Source organism: Pontibacter virosus (genome assembly GCF_003096355.1).
Taxonomy (GTDB): Bacteria; Bacteroidota; Bacteroidia; order Cytophagales; family Hymenobacteraceae; genus Pontibacter; species Pontibacter virosus.
The window spans coordinates 89,930-107,205 of sequence record NZ_QEKI01000012.1 but is presented as its reverse complement, the minus strand read 5'-3'; the positions used below and the strand labels follow the sequence as shown (position 1 = coordinate 107,205).

Genomic DNA, 17,276 nt, shown 5'->3' with positions numbered 1-17,276 from the left:
AGGTTATTTCAACTGGCTTCTTTGTGACCTTTACCTCGATTGCTGTTTGTGCAGGCACTTATTTAATCAGCTGGTGCAGCCTGGCGAATTCAACCAGGCGCCGGGCGTTCTCTTCCGGATTCAAGGTTTCCAGAGGCAGACGAAGCACGTTTTGCTTTTTGGCCAAGTCGTAGGTATAGGCTTTGTCGTAGTAGGAGAGAGCGATATCCACCATCTTTTCCATGTCACCAGCCGAGATGGCCTCGATGGCCTCTTTTGTGGCCAATCCGCCCAGCCGTTTCTTTATCCTAAGAATAGCCGCCTCCAGCAAAGCCGGGTCGGTGCGGCAGTACTCCTCAGCCAGCTTCTGTATACGCAACGTCTTCGGAACCTCGAGCACAATGGCCGGGGCTTCCTGCATTTTATTAAACAGCGACTTGGGCATCTGTACCTTCCCAATGCCGATGCTTTCGTCTTCCAGCCACAGCGGTTTCTGGTCATCCAGCTCGAGCATGGCCATACCCAGTACGTTCTCAAAGTGCTCCGTGCTGGGTTGCGCCGCCATGCCAATGCTCCCGAAAGAAGAGCCTTTGTGACTGGCCAGTCCTTCGAGGTCAATGACTTGCTGACCGCGCTGTTGCAGGTATGGGAGCAGGTCGGTTTTGCCGCTTCCGGTGTTGCCGCTAAGTACAAGCAATGGGCGTTCCCGCTCAAACTGCTTGTGCATGTACTGCCGGTAAGCCTTGTAGCCGCCCTGCAACAGGTATACCTGAAAGCCCGAGAAATCGAGCAGCCAGGCCATGGCTCCGCTGCGCATACCACCGCGCCAGCAATGTACGAGTAACTCTTTGGATGGGGCCAGCTTTTCCGCTTCCCGCACAAACCCTGACATCTTGGAGCCAAACAAGTCGAGCCCGATCAGCACGGCCGAATCATGCCCCTGCTGTTTGTAGGCTGTGCCTACTGTAGCCCGCTCTTCGTCTGAGAAAATAGGAAAGCTCAGGGCCTGCGGTATACGGCCGATCGCGTACTCTTTGGGTGCACGGGCATCCAGCACAGGCAACTGCTTCGCTTTCGACAGAAACTCCTCTATGGTGATGGTGTTGATCACTTTATTTGAGTTGGCGCAGGTATAGCTGGATCGTATTTTCCAGACCAAGGTATAGCGCATCACAAATCAGCGCGTGCCCGATGCTCACTTCCAGCAAACCAGGCAGGGTGTCTTTCAGGTACTTCAGGTTGTCGAGGTCCAGGTCGTGACCGGCGTTTAGCCCGATGCCAAGTTCCTTCGCCTTTTGAGCGGCCACCAGGTAAGACCGTATGGCTTCATCAGGATTGGTCGGGTATCCTTTGGCATAGGCTTCAGTATAAAGTTCGACCCGATCGGTGCCTACAAACGACGCTCCCTCGATCATACGCACATCCGGATCTACAAAAATGGAGGTGCGTATACCTAGCTCTTTCAGCTCAGCGATCACATCCGTCAGGAAGTCTTTGTGCTGCAGCGTGTCCCAGCCGGCATTGGAGGTAATGGCGTCGGGCGCATCGGGCACCAAAGTGGCCTGGGCAGGACGAACGTCTTTCACCAGTTTCAGAAAATCGGGTGTTGGGTTGCCTTCGATGTTAAACTCGGTGGTCACGACTTCCTTCAGGTCGTACACGTCGCGGTAGCGGATGTGGCGCTCGTCGGGGCGTGGGTGCACGGTTATACCTTCGGCGCCGAATCGCTCGCAGTCTTTGGCGGCCTGCACTACGTTGGGTCTGTCGCCGCCGCGGGCGTTCCGCAGTGTGGCTATTTTGTTTATATTTACACTGAGTTTGGTCATGGTGTGTGTGTTGTAGCCCGCAGGCTGGTGATACGTATGCTTACGGAAAAACTAAATTAGTGGAAATTTGCTTAAGATGATAACCTATGGCCCCGGCTGTAGTAGTGTATAAGGTACAGGCAGGAAGTTTATCGCTTGCTATGAAGAATCAATCAACCATAAAACTATGAGTCTAAAACAACGCATTGAAGCCGATATTAAACAGGCGATGTTAGCCAAAGATAAAGCCCGTCTGCAGGCATTGCGCAGCATAAAATCACTTATACTGCTGGCCGAAACTGAAAAAGGCGGCACCGACGGTATCAGCGAGGACGCAGAGATGAAATTGCTCACCAAAGCTGCCAAGCAGCGCCGTGAGTCAGCCGAGATTTACGCCAGGCAGCAGCGACCTGACCTAGAGCAGGTTGAACTGGCCGAACTGGCCGTTATAGAAGAGTACCTGCCCAAGCAGCTTGACGAGGGTGACCTGCGCATCCAGTTGCTGGAGATTATTCAACGCGTGGGCGCAAGCGGTCCCTCGGACCTTGGCAAGGTAATGGGCGTTGCCTCCCGCGAACTGGCCGGAAGAGCCGATGGACGTGCTATTTCCAAAGCCGTGGGAGATTTGCTGAACAACACAGATTTCTAAAAATCCGGATTTTTTGCGGCTCGCAGACTAGCGCGCGTGCTGCAATTATATTATATTTGAAGGCAGGAGCGACAGGTGTTCGCTTCTGCCTTTAATGTTTTTATCCTGTGAGTACCTTCGATATTTTTCTGGCTATACCTATCCTGTTCGGCGCCTTCCTGGGTTTCCGCAAAGGCCTCTTACTCGAGCTGATTTCGCTGTTCGCGCTTGTGCTGGGCATTTTGCTTGGCCTCAAATTGCTTGATTCCGGCCTCCCTATCATGAAAGAATACATCGGTGATGCCGGTGGTTTGTTGCCTTTCGTTACTTTCCTTGTCATCTTCGTTGCCATTATTCTGGGAGTACGGGTGCTGGGCATCCTGCTCAAAAAGGTGATCGATTTCACCCCGTTTGGTATGTTTGACAACATACTAGGCGCCCTGCTCGGAGCCTTGAAGTGGACCGTGGCCCTGAGCCTGTTACTTTATGTGTCAGAAATGGCAGGTATAGCCATCACCCCCGAAACAGCGGCCAGCTCCACTGTATACCCGTTTGTCGTAAAAACGACTCCTTATGCCCTTGGCGTGATGAGCTATGTATTGCCGTTTGTGAAGTCGCTGCTGCTTTCTCTTAAGGAGCATTTTTAGTTTTGGGATAGAAATTTGGTAGTGTGTTAATGCTGCCTATTCAAAACTGAAAAATCCCTAAGCTAAAAATTTGAAAAACCTGATATTTGATAAAGCAGTCAGAAATGCGACGGTTATACTCATTACATTGCTGTCCGCTTTTGTTTGGCTCTTCATCAAAGGTTTAGAATGGGAAGCATTCATGAATGTTGTTTTCCAGTTTTGCATCTCGTGGCTGTTAAGCTATGCTGCTACCCACCTCTACTTAAAAGCTTATGACGCACATTTGCATATAAAGCTTTGGAAGAATCTCTATTTATTTATTATCGCATTGACCTTGTTGAGTTTTTACTTCCTTCCGGAAAGCCAGTAGTCTATACCTCTTATCGTCATTCTCATATCTCTGGATCACCTCATTAGTACATTATATAATTAGCCCATTACCACACTGCCAACTTCATGCTTCTACTGCTCGACAACTTCGACTCCTTTACCTACAACCTGGTAGACTATTTCGGCCAGCTGGGGGTGGAGGTGCATGTGTTGCGCAACGATGTGAAACTGGAGGAGATCGAGGCGCTTCCAATGGAAGGTATCGTATTGTCGCCCGGGCCGGGGGAGCCCCAGCAGGCAGGCGTGATGATGGAGGTGATCCGGCACTACCATGACAAAGTGCCCATGCTAGGAATCTGTTTGGGGCATCAGGCGCTGGGTGCGTTTTTTGGCGCCCAACTCGACAAAGGTATAAAGCCCATGCACGGAAAAATCTCCGAGATCACTTGTGAGGCTGATCCGCTATTTGCAGGACTACCGCCCAAAATGCCCGTCGTACGCTACCATTCGCTGGTTTTGAAACATTGGCCTGACAGTATTGTGCCGCTTGCGTATACAGCCGAAGGAGAGCTCATGGCCTTCAGGCACAGCACACTGCCGCTGCATGCGCTGCAGTTTCATCCGGAGGCTGCGCTCACGACTTATGGGCTCGACATGCTGCGAAATTGGCTTGATATTGCTAATATTGCAGGTCGGTAATAGCCGGATTTTTTACAACACATTACTTTTAGAAATTTCAGGAATGAATCTACAAGTCAAACACGAAGGCGAATTTCAGTACATAGACGAGGGAGAAGGTGAAGTATTGCTGCTGTTGCATGGCTTATTTGGGGCCCTGAGCAACTGGAACGGTGTAGTGGACCATTTCTCCAGGAATTACCGTGTGGTTATTCCGCTCATGCCTATTTACGAAATGGCGCTGCACAAGGCAGGTGTGCCGGGACTTGTTTCTTTTATCGAAGATTTCGTTAAATTTAAGAACTTAAGCGATCTGACGCTGCTCGGCAACTCGCTGGGCGGACATGTGGCGCTCGTCTATACCTTAAAAAATGCCGCCAAAGTGAAGCGTCTCGTCCTGACGGGTAGCTCTGGCCTGTTTGAAGACTCCATGGGAGGTTCGTTTCCGAAGCGTGGCAACTACGAATATGTAAAGGAGCGTGTAGGCTATACCTTCTACAGCCCCGAAACGGCTACTAAGGAACTTGTGGATGAAGTATTCGACATCACTAACAGCAATGCCAAGTGTTTACGCATCATCGCCATCGCCAAGTCGGCGCAGCGGCACAACCTGGGCAAAGATCTGGAGAACATTCAGGTACCTACCCTGTTAATATGGGGACTGAACGATACGATCACGCCGCCGCTGGTAGCGCACGAGTTCAACCGGCTGATTCATAATTCTGAACTTTATTTCATAGACAAGTGCGGACACGCACCAATGATGGAACATCCGGAGAGATTTAACAGTATCTTAGATAAATTTTTGGCCAAGACACAAGTAGGGGAAACAGCCACATGATCGCAGAAGAACTCATCAATCAAATGATACCGCCGCTCAAGCTTTATGACACCGTGGAGAAGGCTTTGCGATGGATGGATGAGTTCCGCGTAAATGAATTGCCAGTGTCCCGCAACCGCAAGTATATGGGCCTTGCCACTGAAGTCAATCTGATCGAATTGCCGGACCGCGGCCAGACGTTAGAGCATGTCGGGCTGGAGTACCAGGATGTGTTTGTGATGCACCATCAGCACTTTTATGATGTGATGGAGGCCGCTATCAAAAATAAAATTCAGGTAGTGCCCGTGCTTGACGAGGAGCAGGACTACATGGGCATCATCACCATCAACGACACCTTGGCCGCCTTCGGCCAGATGTCGGCGTTGCAGGGCCAGGGCAGTATACTGGTGCTTACGATGCCGGAACGCGACTACTCCCTCGGGCAGATCAGCCGTCTGATAGAGGAGGAGAACACCAAAATCCTAAGCGCCTATGTGTCGCCTGACGAGATTGATCCCCATAATATCAAGCTCACACTTAAGCTAAATACTTCCGATCTCACCCGTATCATCGCTACGCTGGAGCGATTCGAATACCGGGTAACGGCGCAGTTTCAGGATGGGGCTAAGTACGACGTGGGCCGCGACCGCCTGGATATGCTGTTCAAATACCTGGACATATAGGCCCATCCGTGATCCTGCGTACTTTCCTGCTGCTGTGCCTTAGTTTGTTCTGCCATACCTTGGCGGCGCAGTCCTGCCAAACCGAATCCGTTGTGATCGACAGCATTAGCTTTGAAGGCAATGAGGTCAGTAAAAGCCGCATGCTACTCTTCGAACTCAACTTAGCCCCCGGTGACACGCTGCCGACAGCTGAGTTGGAGGAGAAATTGGAGGAGAACCGTCGAAGACTCTTTAACCTGAGGCTTTTCCATGAGGTCGGCTATACCTATACCTGCCGCGAGGGGCTTGTAACCGTGGCCTACACCATGCAGGAACGCTGGTACCTATACCCTATTCCCATCTTCGACTTAGCCGATCGCAATTTCAACGCCTGGCTCGAACGCCGCGACTGGGGTCGTGTTGACTATGGCATCAACCTCATCAGGCGAAATTTCAGAGGCCGCAACGAGGAAGTGCGCATCAGGCTGCAGCAGGGTTTTAACAAACGACTGGAGTTCATATACCGAGTACCCTATATTAGTCGGGCTCATAAACTAGGGATGGATTTCGGGATTGCAGATTACCGTAGCCGTGCCATCGACTACCGCACGCTGGATAACCGGCAGCGATTTTTTGTGCAGGAAAGCGGCGTGCCTATTCAGCGTACCCTGCTCACAACCGGACTCACATACCGGCAAAGCGTACAGCGCCAGGAAGGACTGCGCCTGACTTATGTGCAGGAACAGGTGGCAGATACGGTGCTGGCACTGAATCCGGTCTATTACAGTGAAGGTAAGCCAGACAGGCAATACCTGCGTCTGGAGTTAGCTAAAGTGGTGAACTTGCGCAACTCATTTGTTTATCCGCTAACAGGCAGTTACTTCGAAGCGATCGCTGCGCAGACATTTTTTTTAAATGGAAACGGAACGCCTGTCACGACCCTGCGTGCAAAGTATGTAGATTATCGTCACTTATCAGGTAAATATTATTATTTTGTAGGTGGCGAAGCGCAGGCCCGAATCTCGAAACGATACGCCTACGCTGATAATGTGGCGTTGGGCTTCCGCTCGCTGGTGCGGGGCTACGAGCTGCAGGTAGTGGGTGGCCAGCATTTTGGGTTATTCAAGCAGGGACTTACCCGGGAGCTTTTTCAACATGAGGGCGTGCACCTGAAATTTATTAAAAGCCCGAAGTTTAACAAAGTGCCGCTCGCACTGTATGCCAACTTGTTCACAGATGCTGGCTATGTGGTGGATGAGGTGTTTGAGAAAGGCAACCCGCTGGCCAATCGGTTTCTGGCAGGTATGGGGGCGGGACTGCACCTGGTTACTTTTTATGACTTTGTGTTCCGGGCCGAATATACCATCAACCGGGAGAAAGCAGGCGGTTTTTACCTGAGCGGCCGCTTCCCTTTTTAAGTAAAAGAAGATTTATGAAGATAGCTATACTTGGAAAACCCTTCGACGAAGAATACGGACCTTTTATCCAGAATCTGTTCGACGAACTTCAACGCCGGAATACCGAATTGATGGTAGTGGAGCACTTCAGTTTTTTTCTTCAGAACCGGATTCACCTGCCAACGGGCATTACAACTTTCAACCGTGGCGACAGTCTGGCGGGAGTTGACTTTGTGCTGAGTTTGGGCGGGGATGGCACTTTGCTGGACACGGTTACCTATGTCGGGGCGCTTCAGATTCCGATCCTGGGCATCAACACGGGGCGGCTTGGCTTTCTGGCTACAATTGCGCACGACAGCATTAACCTGGCACTGGATGCCCTTTTCAAGGGGCACTATACGTTCGATGACCGGGCGTTGATTCGGGTGGATTCTGATCTGGAAATATTCGACGGGATCAACTTTGGCTTGAATGAGTTCAGCTTGCTCAAGCGCGATTCCTCGTCCATGATAGCCGTTCATGCGTATATAGATGGGGAATATTTGAACACATATTGGGCTGATGGACTGGTGGTGGCTACCCCAACCGGCTCGACCGGCTATTCACTTAGCTGCGGCGGTCCGCTGGTGCTGCCACAGACCAACAATTTCGTTATATCACCCGTATGCCCTCACAACCTGAATGTGCGGCCCATGATCGTGTCAGACCGGACTGTGATCTCGTTTGAGGTAGAGGGGCGCAGCAGTACCTACCTGGCCTCCCTCGACTCGCGGTCCGTTCCAGTAGACATGTCCGTTCAGATAGCTGTACGGCGAGAGAACTTCGTGGCGCGGCTGGTGAAACTTCATCACGTAAACTTCCTGACCACGCTACGAGGCAAGTTGAATTGGGGTCTTGATAAAAGGACAAATATTTTTAGGTAAATTATATTCTATATTTGATATACATATTTTTATACCAGAAAATTATTTCTATTTTTGTCACAAAGGTTTAATTTGGATGAATTGTAAGCCTGCAGAAATACGCTTAAAAGAAATTGGTTCGCTATGAAGAAATTTACTACGCTGTTTTTATTACTTACCATTGTGCTTGCTACTGTGGCCCTGGAGGCCGAAGCACAGCGTTTTACGAAGCGAAAGCAGTACTCCACGGTGGGTATTCAGCTGGGAGCTTCTAACTACTTTGGCGACCTGGTGCCTCAGCCTAACTTCACCAGTATGCGCGTGAAGTCTACTCGCCCGAGCATAGGTATCAATTATACGAAGCGCCATTTCCCGCGTATTTCCTCGCGCGTGGCTTTCAACTGGAACCGTATTGCAGGCGATGACGCCAAGGCAGCAGGACCGGACGAGGGGGAGAACCTGGGACGTTACAGACGTAACCTGTCCTTCCGCAACGATATTAAGGAACTCAGTGCCGTAGCCATTGTAGATCTTTTCGAGAACCGTCACTACTACCGTCGCCGTCCTGATTTCGTGCCTTATGGTTTTGTTGGTGTTGCAGTATTGCACCACAACCCAAAAGCGTATTACGAAAACGGCTCGCACCCTGGCCTGTCGGCGGATAAAGACATCCCTTCTGGCTGGTATGCACTACAGCCGCTTGGCACAGAAGGTCAGTTCGTAGATCACGAAGGTACTGTTAGCGACCCCTACAGCCGTGTGCAGATTGCTATTCCATTTGGCCTCGGTGTAAGATACAAGCTGGACCGTAACTGGGACTTCAGCTTTGAAGTAGGTTGGAGAGCTACTTTCACGGATTACCTGGATGACGTAAGTACAGCTCACGTAGACAAAAATGTACTGCTCAGCGAAGGCAACCGCGTGGACAACCGCAATGCCTCTGTTATTTTCTCTGACAGAAGCGCTGAGTCAGGTTTCACGAATGACCTGATCACAGAGCCCAATGGCTTTAGTCGTCTGCGCCCGTATGGTACAAGCAACAACCGTACACGTGGCAACAGCTCTGACAACGACTGGTATATCCAAACCAGCCTGGGTCTTAACTATATCCTGAACCCACGTATAAGAAGACCTAAATTCAGATAATATAACGGAGTATAGTACGTTGTTTTCTAAACTCCGAAACAAGTATACATGACTTTGAATACATTCAGACAAACGCTCCTTGTTTGTGCACTACTGCAAATTGGGAGCGTTTTTTTATGCCATACTGCAAAGGCACAGTTGCAGCAGATTAAGCCCGTGACTACCAGCGAGATAGGTGCTGGCATAGGCGGAGCTAATTACGTTGGTGAAATATCGCCCAATTACCGTTTTCTGAATAACCAGCCTGCCATGACGATCTTCTATCGTCATGACATATCCGCTCCCATTACATTAAAGGCTGCTTTTATGGGCAGTCATCGCATTTTCGACGACAAATCCTTCAAAGACGAGTCTCAGAACCTGCCGCATCATGATTGGCGCGATGCGGAACTGAAGTTGAGTATGCTGGAATTTTCGTTAGGTTTAGAATACAATTTTCTCGACTACTACGAAGATATCCGGCAGCCACACCGTGTCTCGCCTTATTTCTATATTGGAGCGGCACTGCTCAATTTTAATCACCAGCTTTCCCGACAAGGCGATGTGATGGAGCCATTCGACAACAAGTTCACAGTTTCGATTCCATTTGGAGTAGGGGTGAAGTATGCGTTGAGTAAGCATTGGAATCTGGGTCTGGAGTTTGGCCCTCGTTTTATGTTAACTGATAATCTGGACTATCTACAAGCGAGTGGGTCTGAATTGCTGGCTACCGATCTGGGAGCAGGTAGCTCCAAAGCATATGCTAATCCATTCGATAAAGACATGTACTTCTACAACGGTATAAGCCTCTCTTACACGCTCTATCGACTCAACTGCCCACCCGTTTACAAACGCAAAGCCGGAATACTAGATTAACCCGCTAAAATTTCATTAAATTATCTTGCTTTTTGTAACTTGCAAGGAAATTGTGGTTTAATGAATTTTAGGGAACAAGTAGATTTAGACAATTTGCCAAGACACATTGCCGTTATCATGGACGGAAATGGACGTTGGGCAAAGAAACGGGGCGGCCTGCGAATTTTTGGCCATCAGAGTGCCATCACAGCTGTTCGCGAAACTGTAGAGGCAGCCGCAGAGATGGGGGTCGAATACCTAACCCTATATGCCTTCTCTACCGAAAACTGGTCGAGACCAGCCACTGAAGTTTCCGCGCTGATGCAGTTGCTGGTGTCTACTATTAGGAAAGAAACTGCGACACTGAACAAGAATAACATTCGCCTGCAAACGATCGGGAACACAGAAAGCTTACCGAAAGCCTGCCAGAAAGAATTGTTGGAAGCGATGGAGATAACAAAGGACAACACCCGTATGACCCTGGTGCTGGCCCTTAGCTATAGCGGCCGCTGGGATATCGCGCAAGCCATGCAACGCATTGCAGTAGAAGTGGGTCATGGTACTATAGCACCAGCTGATATTAGTGAAGCGACCATAGCACAGCACCTCTCTACGGCATCTATGCCAGATCCCGAACTGCTGATCCGTACGAGTGGAGAGCAGCGTATCAGCAATTTCCTGCTTTGGCAGCTGGCTTATACGGAGCTATACATTACAGAGCTACTCTGGCCTGACTTCCGCAAAGAGCACCTATACGAAGCCATATGTGCCTTCCAGAGAAGAGAACGCCGCTTTGGCAAGACAAGTGAACAACTAACAAAGTGAACATATTAATGACAAGATGCATCTGGGTGCTTGTGTTTTTCCTAATGGCAGGCACAGCTTCTTCCCAAGTTCTGAATAATCCAGCACAGAGCAATACGATAGACTACGCCCAGCCCCAGCAGTACCGCATCGGCGGGATTGAGTTTACAGGTATTAAATTCCTCGACCCTACTTCACTTATGGCTGTTTCAGGTCTAAAGGTGGGTGATGAGATCACTGTGCCGGGCGAAGACATCAGCCGTGCCATTCAGAAACTTTGGGACCAGGGTATATTGGGGGATGTGGATGTATACGTAACACGTATCGAAGGCAACCAGATTTTCCTAAACTTCGACCTGAAAGAACGCCCACGTCTGTCCCGCTTCGAGTTCACCGGTATAAACAAGTCGCAACAGGATGCGCTCCGCGAAAAGATTAACCTGATTAGGGGCAAAGTGGTGACAGATGCCGTTCTCAACCAGACACGTGCCGCTATTCGCAAATACTACGCTGAGAAAAGCTACCTCAATGCAAAGATCAACATTGTGCAGCGCCCTGACTCACTCCTTCCAAACAGTGTGGTGCTGAACATTAACATTGACAGAGGCGATAAAGTAAAGATATCCGAAATCATCTTTGAAGGCAATGAAGCCTTTGCTGACAAAAAACTGCGTCGTCAGCTCAAGAAGACAAAAGAGAAGCGCCTTTACAAGATATTTACTTCTTCAAAATTCCAGCGCTCAGAATACGAGAACGATAAACAGCTTTTACTAGACTTTTACAATTCAGAAGGCTATCGGGATGCAATCATTGTGTCAGATACTGTCTATAATGTGAGTCCAGACCGTTTGGGAATCCGGATTGTGCTGGATGAAGGCAACCGCTATTATTACCGCAACATTACCTGGAATGGAAATTATCTGTACGAAGATGATTACCTGACCCGAGTGCTGGGCATCAACAAAGGCGATGTTTACAACAAGCAGGAGTTGGACAAGCGACTGAACTATAACCCTACGGGTGTGGACGTGTCGGCCCTTTACCAGAATGATGGTTACCTGTTCTTTAACATCGATCCGGTGGAGGTGACAGTGGAAGGCGACTCGATAGACATCGAAATGCGCGTGTCAGAAGGTCCGCAGGCGACGATCAGTAAAGTGACGGTGACAGGCAACACTAAAACGAGCGACCATGTGGTGCTCCGCGAGATTCGCACCTTGCCTGGACAGAAGTACAGCCGCGATGACTTGATCCGCTCACGTAACGAATTAGCTAACCTAGGCTACTTTGACCCGGAAACGATCGGGCTGAACCCGATGCCAAACCCGGAAGAAGGAACGGTGGACATTAACTATACCGTATCGGAGCGCCCGAACGACCAGATCAGCCTTTCAGGGGGTTGGGGTGGACCGATTGGAGCGGTAGGTACTGTAGGCCTTACCTTGAACAACTTCTCAACCCGCAAGCTGCTGAAGCTGTCGGAATGGAGACCGCTGCCTAGTGGTGATGGCCAGCGCCTCTCACTTAACGTTCAGGCAAACGGACGCTATTACCAGTCTTACTCGTTCTCTTTCACAGAGCCGTGGCTGGGAGGGCGTAAGCGGAACTCACTTACAGCGAGTTTGTTCAAAACCGTCCGTCGTGACCCGAGAGCCGATGTGGACAGCCGACTGAATGTAGACGGTGCAGCGCTGAGTTTGGGCCGCACTTTGAATTGGCCGGACAACTTCTTCCAGTTGAGCCACTCTCTAAGCTACAACCGCTATACCCTGAAAAACTTTAATCTGTTTGGTGGTTTTAACAATGGTATATCGAACAGTATATCTTTAAACAACACACTGGCGCGTGTAAGTATCGACAACCCGACTTTCCCTCGCAGAGGTTCCAATATCTCTCTCAGTGTGAACCTGACACCGCCTTACTCCCTGTTTTCAGAGCAGCGCAACAACTACGAGTTTGTAGAATTTAATAAATGGATGTTTGATGCCTCGTTCTTCATGAATTTGGCAGGGAATTTGGTATTGAACACACGAGCCCACTTTGGCTTCCTGAATAACTACAACTCGAAGACAAGCATTGGACCGTTTGAGCGTTTTAGATTAGGAGGTAACGGCTTGGGCGGCGCCAACATCTTTGTAGGAACTGACTACATTGGTCTGCGTGGCTATGACGACGAATCCGTAATTAACAACCCGGATCCAACTTTAGCTAACACTGGCGGCATTGCTTATAACAAGTTTGTAATGGAGGCGAGGTATCTGATCTCTCCTAACCCGGCTGCTACGATCTATGGTTTAACATTCCTGGAAGCAGGTAACAGCTTTGGTGCTTATGACCGATACAATCCCTTTAAGCTATACCGCTCAGGTGGTGTGGGTGTGCGTATCTTCATGGCAGCCTTCGGTCTGCTAGGCTTCGACTACGGTTGGAGGTTTGACGATGTGCCTGGACGTCCGGAAATGAAGCGTGGTCAGTTCCACTTCATGATCGGACAGCAGATACGATAAGGAATTAGTATGAAAAAGTTTTTGTTCATCTTTTTAGCCGGATTTTTCCTAACGACTGTTTCACAGGCGCAGAAGTTTGGCTATATTGATTCTAACTTCATCCTCAGCAAGATGCCGGCTTACGCCAAAGCGCAGGTGGAGTTGGACAAGCAGAGTGCGGCCTGGCAGAGGGAGATAGAAGGCTTGCACCAGGCGGTGGAGAAGATGAAAGAAGACTACAAGGCCGAGGAAGTGCTTCTGACGGAAGAAATGAAGAAAAAGCGTCTGGCTGAAATCACTCGAAAAGAGAACGAAGTGCGGGAATACCAACGCAAAGTCTTCGGTTTTGAGGGGATGATGTTTAAGCGGCGTCAGGACCTGATCAGACCAATTCAGGACGAAGTATTTACGGCAGTAGAGAAAGTGGCCAAGGCCAAAGGCCTGCAAACGGTATTTGATAAGTCAGGCGACCTGATCATGATCTATACCAACCCGGTGCATGATTACACAGAGTATGTGTTGGAAGAGTTGGGCCTTGCTACCGATAAACAGAATGTGCCTGGCAAACAGCCAGCAGATGCGTTAGTGGATGATCCGGATAGCCTACCTGAAACAGGTATACAAAACGAAGAGAACCAAACGCAACAGCAGGACAAGAAAAAAACGCCCCCAACAAAGAAGAAGTCAAACAACTAAACAACAAGAATAACAAATTAACCATCCAATCATGAACAAAATCAAATTTTTAGTAGTAGCGTTTTTCTTTATCAGCTTTGCCTCTTTTGCACAGACGAACGAGCAGGCGACTAAGATAGGATATGCTAACGTAGAAGAGATTCTGAGCAAGATGCCAGAAAGAGCCTCTATGCAAAAAGAGTTGGAAGTATATGGTCAGAAGCTGCAAGAGCAGTTCGCAACAAAAGAAACTGAGTACAATACCAAGTTGCAGGCTTATCAGAAAGGTGCTTCCACCATGGACAAAGTGGTACGCGAAGACAAAGAGCGTGAACTGATGAACCTGGAGCAGTCTATCCAGAAATTCCAGTACGATGCTCAGATGTCTATCCGTGAAAAAGAGCAGTCTTTGATTCAGCCAGTGCTAGTTAAGATCGAGAACGCCATTAAAGATGTAGCTAAAGAAAACGGTTACCTATATATCCTGAGCGAGCAAGCTATTCTGGAAGGTCCTGAAAGTGGCAGCATCAACAACCTGGTGTTCAAGAAACTGGGTGTAGACCCTAGCAAGCAGCCGGCAGCAGCACAGCAGGCCCAGCCACAGCAGCAACCAGCTGCCGCTAAGCCAGCAGCTACTCCAGCTAAGAAGAAAAAGTAATTAACACTCCTTTGTGAGTTCAGGAAAGCCGATGTTCTATACCTCGGCTTTCTTTTTGTTTATACCTAAAGCCAGTACACCGTGATTGACTTTGAAGAAGAAGAGCAGGACAGTATAGAAGATTCGGACGAATTATACGAGCACCATCGTATTGTAGTGGACAAGGGGCAGGCGCTTTTACGAATTGATAAATTCCTGATGGACCGACTGCCCAATGTGACCCGCAACAAGCTGCAGGGGGCCATACGTTCCGAATCAGTGCAGGTGAACCAGAAGCCTGTAAAAGTAAGCTACAAGGTGAAACCGCTGGATGTGATCACCATTACACTGGCTACGCCCCCACGTGACACTGAGATAATCCCGGAGGATATACCGATCGACATTATCTACGAAGATGATGAGTTGCTGATCATTAACAAGGAACCAGGGATGGTCGTGCACCCAGGGTTTAATAACTGGTCAGGGACACTGGTAAATGCGCTTACCTATCACTTGCAACAGCTTCCTACTAAACGTAATGGAGAGGGGCGACCCGGGCTGGTGCACCGTATTGACAAAGATACCTCCGGCTTACTTGTCATAGCCAAAACGGAGTATAGCATGGCTTTTCTGGCAAAGCAGTTCTTTAAGCATACGATCGAGCGAACCTATTATGCTCTGGTATGGGGCGTACCTAAGCAGGAAGCAGGCACAATTGTAGGCCATGTAGGTCGCAGCGCAAAAGATAGGAGAGTAATGACCGTATACCCGGGCGGAGAATTTGGAAAACACGCCGTTACCCATTACAAGGTACTGCAGAAGTTCAAGTATGTATCGCTGGTGCAGTGTAATTTGGAGACGGGTAGAACGCACCAGATCAGAGCGCATATGAAGTACTTGGGGCATCCGCTATTCTCTGATACTACCTATGGAGGAAATAAGATACTACAAGGCATGCCAACAGGCTCATATAAGACATTTGTAGAGAATGCCTTTAAGTTGATGCCACGTCAGGCATTACATGCAAAATCACTTGGTTTTATTCATCCTACTACCAAAGAGTGTATACAATTCAACTCTGAATTACCCGAGGACTTCCAGGCTGCATTAGAAAAGTGGTCGCTTTACGAAAATCAGTAAGGTATAAAATCATCACTTACCCGAAGGTATAGAATACAAAAAGCCCACTCCATCAGGAGCGGGCTTTTCTATGGTCAAGCGGTTAATTAGATTAACGCTTCTTTTTAGTTGCAGTCGTCTTGTTGATTTCAGCCAGGGCTGTTTCAGCCTGTGTGTTAGTTGGGTCCAAAGTTTTCACTTCTGTCCAGTACTTAACAGCATTATCACGCTCACCCTTCAGGTAGAAATAATAACCCAGGTATGTGTTAGCCTCAATCAACTCCTTCTTATACTTCTCTTTTTCACCATTGGTGAGTTTGATAAACTCTTCGTAGTGAGGTTTAGCTAAGCCTTGCTCAGTTTCAGGGTCCAGGTTAGCCTGCGCACGGGCTCTCCACAGGTGAGCATAAGCATAAGTAGGGTTGGCGTCCGTGATCTTCTTATAAGTCTCGTCAGCCTTATCAAACTGCTCTGCCATCATGTAGGCATTACCCAGGTGGAAGTAGTCAGTATTGGAAGCGCCAAGCTTCTCCTGCTTTCTGTTGTACACCTCTACAGCTTTATCAAACTGCTTTTCACGAGCATACATGTTAGCCAGGTCGTAATAAAGCTCCGGTTTAGTTGGCTCTAGTGCAATCGCCTTCTCTAGGTTCTCTACAGCCTTGGCTGGCTGGTTGTTTCTTGCCAGTATTCTACCATAGTATTCGTAGTCACTTGCGATCAGGCTATTCTGGTCTACCTTGCTCAGGTAATTTTCCATTGCCTGAAGCGCTTCTTCTGGCTTGCCGAGCTCCAGGTAAGAGTAAGCTAACAGACGGTTCATCGTCTTGTTCTCAGGATCTGTTTTCAGAACTTCCTGTACTTCACGCAGTGTTCCTTCATAGTCTTTTGTCAGGAACAGGAAAGACGCGTACTTAGCACGTGTAGCAGGAGTGTTCTCAGACATGTCTACAAACTGCTTGAACGTAGAAAGAGCCATGTCATACTGGCCGGCAAAGTAGTAAAGCTCGCCTAGGTCGCTGTAAGCAGGTGCGTAGTTAGGGTCTAGCTCAATTGCTTTCTTATAAGCTTCTTCTGCTTCGTTGTAGTTACGTGAGCTAGTGTAAAGCTGTCCTCTTCTCAAGTGAGCCTTTGGAGACTTGTCGTTGATACGGATAGCATTGTCATAGCTGGTCATAGCCTGACCACCGTTACCCAGTTTCAGGTAAGCATCACCCATTAGCAGATAAGCCTCCGCATTATTCTTATCGCGATCAACGGCCTGCTTCAGGTATTCAATCGCTTTGTTATAATCCTGCTCTGTTGCTTCAGGAGCCATTAGATAAGCTTCTCCGATGCTTGACAGCACAAATGAATCCTTTTTGCCACGTTTCATCGCATCGGCAAAGTGCTTCTCAGCGCCAGCGCGGTTGCCTTTGGCCATCTCTACTTTACCCAGACCTACCATGTTGATGGCAGACTTCGAGTTCTTTGACAGACCCTGGTTAAAGTAATAGGCAGCTGAATCCGGATTTTCGGAGCGAAGGTATACATCACCTAGTCCAAAATATGCGTTGTCAGCTTTTTTGTCGTTCAACTGAGATTTATAAATAGACTTAGCCTCCTGATAGCGGCCTAGTTCAGCTGCTCTACGGCCCTGATCGCCAGACTGCGCAAATGCCGCTGCCGTAGGGAACATGGCAGCTACCAGTAAAGCATATTTCCAGTTATTTGTCATTGTTAGTTAAATTTAGGTTGTGTTATTA

The 17,276-nt window shown here is 48.8% G+C and carries 18 protein-coding genes; 15 read left to right on the top strand and 3 right to left on the bottom strand.

Annotated features, from left to right (window positions below; all coding sequences use genetic code 11):
- Window positions 1-58: 58 nt before the first annotated feature.
- Window positions 59-1,138: a tRNA 2-selenouridine(34) synthase MnmH gene (gene mnmH, locus C8E01_RS16110; protein WP_243409631.1), complete on the bottom strand. Its 1,080-nt coding sequence runs from the start codon at window positions 1,136-1,138 to the stop codon at window positions 59-61.
- A complete protein-coding gene (locus C8E01_RS16105; protein ID WP_116544484.1) occupies window positions 1,092-1,805 on the bottom strand; it encodes a pyridoxine 5'-phosphate synthase in 714 nt (237 codons plus the stop codon). The genes mnmH and C8E01_RS16105 overlap by 47 nt, the downstream gene beginning before the upstream one ends.
- Window positions 1,806-1,971: 166 nt before the next feature.
- Here C8E01_RS16105 and C8E01_RS16100 point away from each other — a divergent pair, with 166 nt between their 5' ends.
- From C8E01_RS16100 to C8E01_RS16030, 15 genes are all read left to right on the top strand, one after another.
- On the top strand, window positions 1,972-2,433 hold the full coding sequence (locus C8E01_RS16100) for a GatB/YqeY domain-containing protein (protein WP_116544483.1): 462 nt from the start codon (window positions 1,972-1,974) through the stop codon (window positions 2,431-2,433).
- A gap of 107 nt (window positions 2,434-2,540) precedes the next feature.
- Window positions 2,541-3,059, top strand: a complete 519-nt coding sequence (locus C8E01_RS16095) for a CvpA family protein (RefSeq protein ID WP_116544482.1) — start codon at window positions 2,541-2,543, stop codon at window positions 3,057-3,059.
- Between the two features lie 70 nt (window positions 3,060-3,129).
- Entirely contained in the window at window positions 3,130-3,411 is a 282-nt protein-coding gene (locus C8E01_RS16090) for a hypothetical protein (protein ID WP_116544481.1), read from the top strand.
- A gap of 86 nt (window positions 3,412-3,497) precedes the next feature.
- Window positions 3,498-4,070 carry an anthranilate synthase component II gene (locus C8E01_RS16085; RefSeq protein WP_116544480.1) on the top strand — a complete coding sequence of 191 codons (573 nt, stop codon included), beginning with the start codon at window positions 3,498-3,500 and terminating at the stop codon, window positions 4,068-4,070.
- A 43-nt stretch (window positions 4,071-4,113) separates the two neighbouring features.
- Window positions 4,114-4,890 carry an alpha/beta fold hydrolase gene (locus C8E01_RS16080; RefSeq protein ID WP_116544479.1) on the top strand — a complete coding sequence of 259 codons (777 nt, stop codon included), beginning with the start codon at window positions 4,114-4,116 and terminating at the stop codon, window positions 4,888-4,890.
- Window positions 4,887-5,552: a CBS domain-containing protein gene (locus C8E01_RS16075; RefSeq protein WP_116544478.1), complete on the top strand. Its 666-nt coding sequence runs from the start codon at window positions 4,887-4,889 to the stop codon at window positions 5,550-5,552. The genes C8E01_RS16080 and C8E01_RS16075 overlap by 4 nt, the downstream gene beginning before the upstream one ends.
- An 8-nt stretch (window positions 5,553-5,560) precedes the next feature.
- Window positions 5,561-6,949 (top strand): POTRA domain-containing protein, encoded by a 1,389-nt coding sequence (locus C8E01_RS16070; protein ID WP_243409630.1) that lies wholly within the window; start codon window positions 5,561-5,563, stop codon window positions 6,947-6,949.
- 14 nt (window positions 6,950-6,963) lie between these two features.
- Window positions 6,964-7,851 carry an NAD kinase gene (locus tag C8E01_RS16065; RefSeq protein WP_116544477.1) on the top strand — a complete coding sequence of 296 codons (888 nt, stop codon included), beginning with the start codon at window positions 6,964-6,966 and terminating at the stop codon, window positions 7,849-7,851.
- A gap of 123 nt (window positions 7,852-7,974) precedes the next feature.
- On the top strand, window positions 7,975-8,976 hold the full coding sequence (locus tag C8E01_RS16060; protein ID WP_116544476.1) for a DUF6089 family protein: 1,002 nt from the start codon (window positions 7,975-7,977) through the stop codon (window positions 8,974-8,976).
- Between the two features lie 48 nt (window positions 8,977-9,024).
- Window positions 9,025-9,831, top strand: a complete 807-nt coding sequence (gene porG / locus C8E01_RS16055) for a type IX secretion system protein PorG (protein ID WP_116544475.1) — start codon at window positions 9,025-9,027, stop codon at window positions 9,829-9,831.
- Window positions 9,832-9,891: 60 nt separating this feature from the next.
- On the top strand, window positions 9,892-10,635 hold the full coding sequence (locus tag C8E01_RS16050) for an isoprenyl transferase (RefSeq protein WP_116544474.1): 744 nt from the start codon (window positions 9,892-9,894) through the stop codon (window positions 10,633-10,635).
- Window positions 10,636-10,643: 8 nt separating this feature from the next.
- The gene (gene bamA, locus C8E01_RS16045) at window positions 10,644-13,121 is read left to right on the top strand and encodes an outer membrane protein assembly factor BamA (protein WP_116544473.1); all 2,478 of its coding nucleotides are present in this window, start codon (window positions 10,644-10,646) and stop codon (window positions 13,119-13,121) included.
- A 9-nt stretch (window positions 13,122-13,130) separates the two neighbouring features.
- The gene (locus C8E01_RS16040; protein ID WP_116544472.1) at window positions 13,131-13,796 is read left to right on the top strand and encodes an OmpH family outer membrane protein; all 666 of its coding nucleotides are present in this window, start codon (window positions 13,131-13,133) and stop codon (window positions 13,794-13,796) included.
- 31 nt (window positions 13,797-13,827) lie between these two features.
- On the top strand, window positions 13,828-14,433 hold the full coding sequence (locus C8E01_RS16035; protein ID WP_116544471.1) for an OmpH family outer membrane protein: 606 nt from the start codon (window positions 13,828-13,830) through the stop codon (window positions 14,431-14,433).
- A gap of 81 nt (window positions 14,434-14,514) precedes the next feature.
- Window positions 14,515-15,552 (top strand): RluA family pseudouridine synthase, encoded by a 1,038-nt coding sequence (locus C8E01_RS16030; RefSeq protein WP_243409628.1) that lies wholly within the window; start codon window positions 14,515-14,517, stop codon window positions 15,550-15,552.
- 91 nt (window positions 15,553-15,643) lie between these two features.
- Here the strand turns inward: C8E01_RS16030 and C8E01_RS16025 are convergent, their stop codons facing one another.
- Window positions 15,644-17,248 carry a tetratricopeptide repeat protein gene (locus C8E01_RS16025; protein ID WP_116544470.1) on the bottom strand — a complete coding sequence of 535 codons (1,605 nt, stop codon included), beginning with the start codon at window positions 17,246-17,248 and terminating at the stop codon, window positions 15,644-15,646.
- Window positions 17,249-17,276 lie beyond the last annotated feature (28 nt).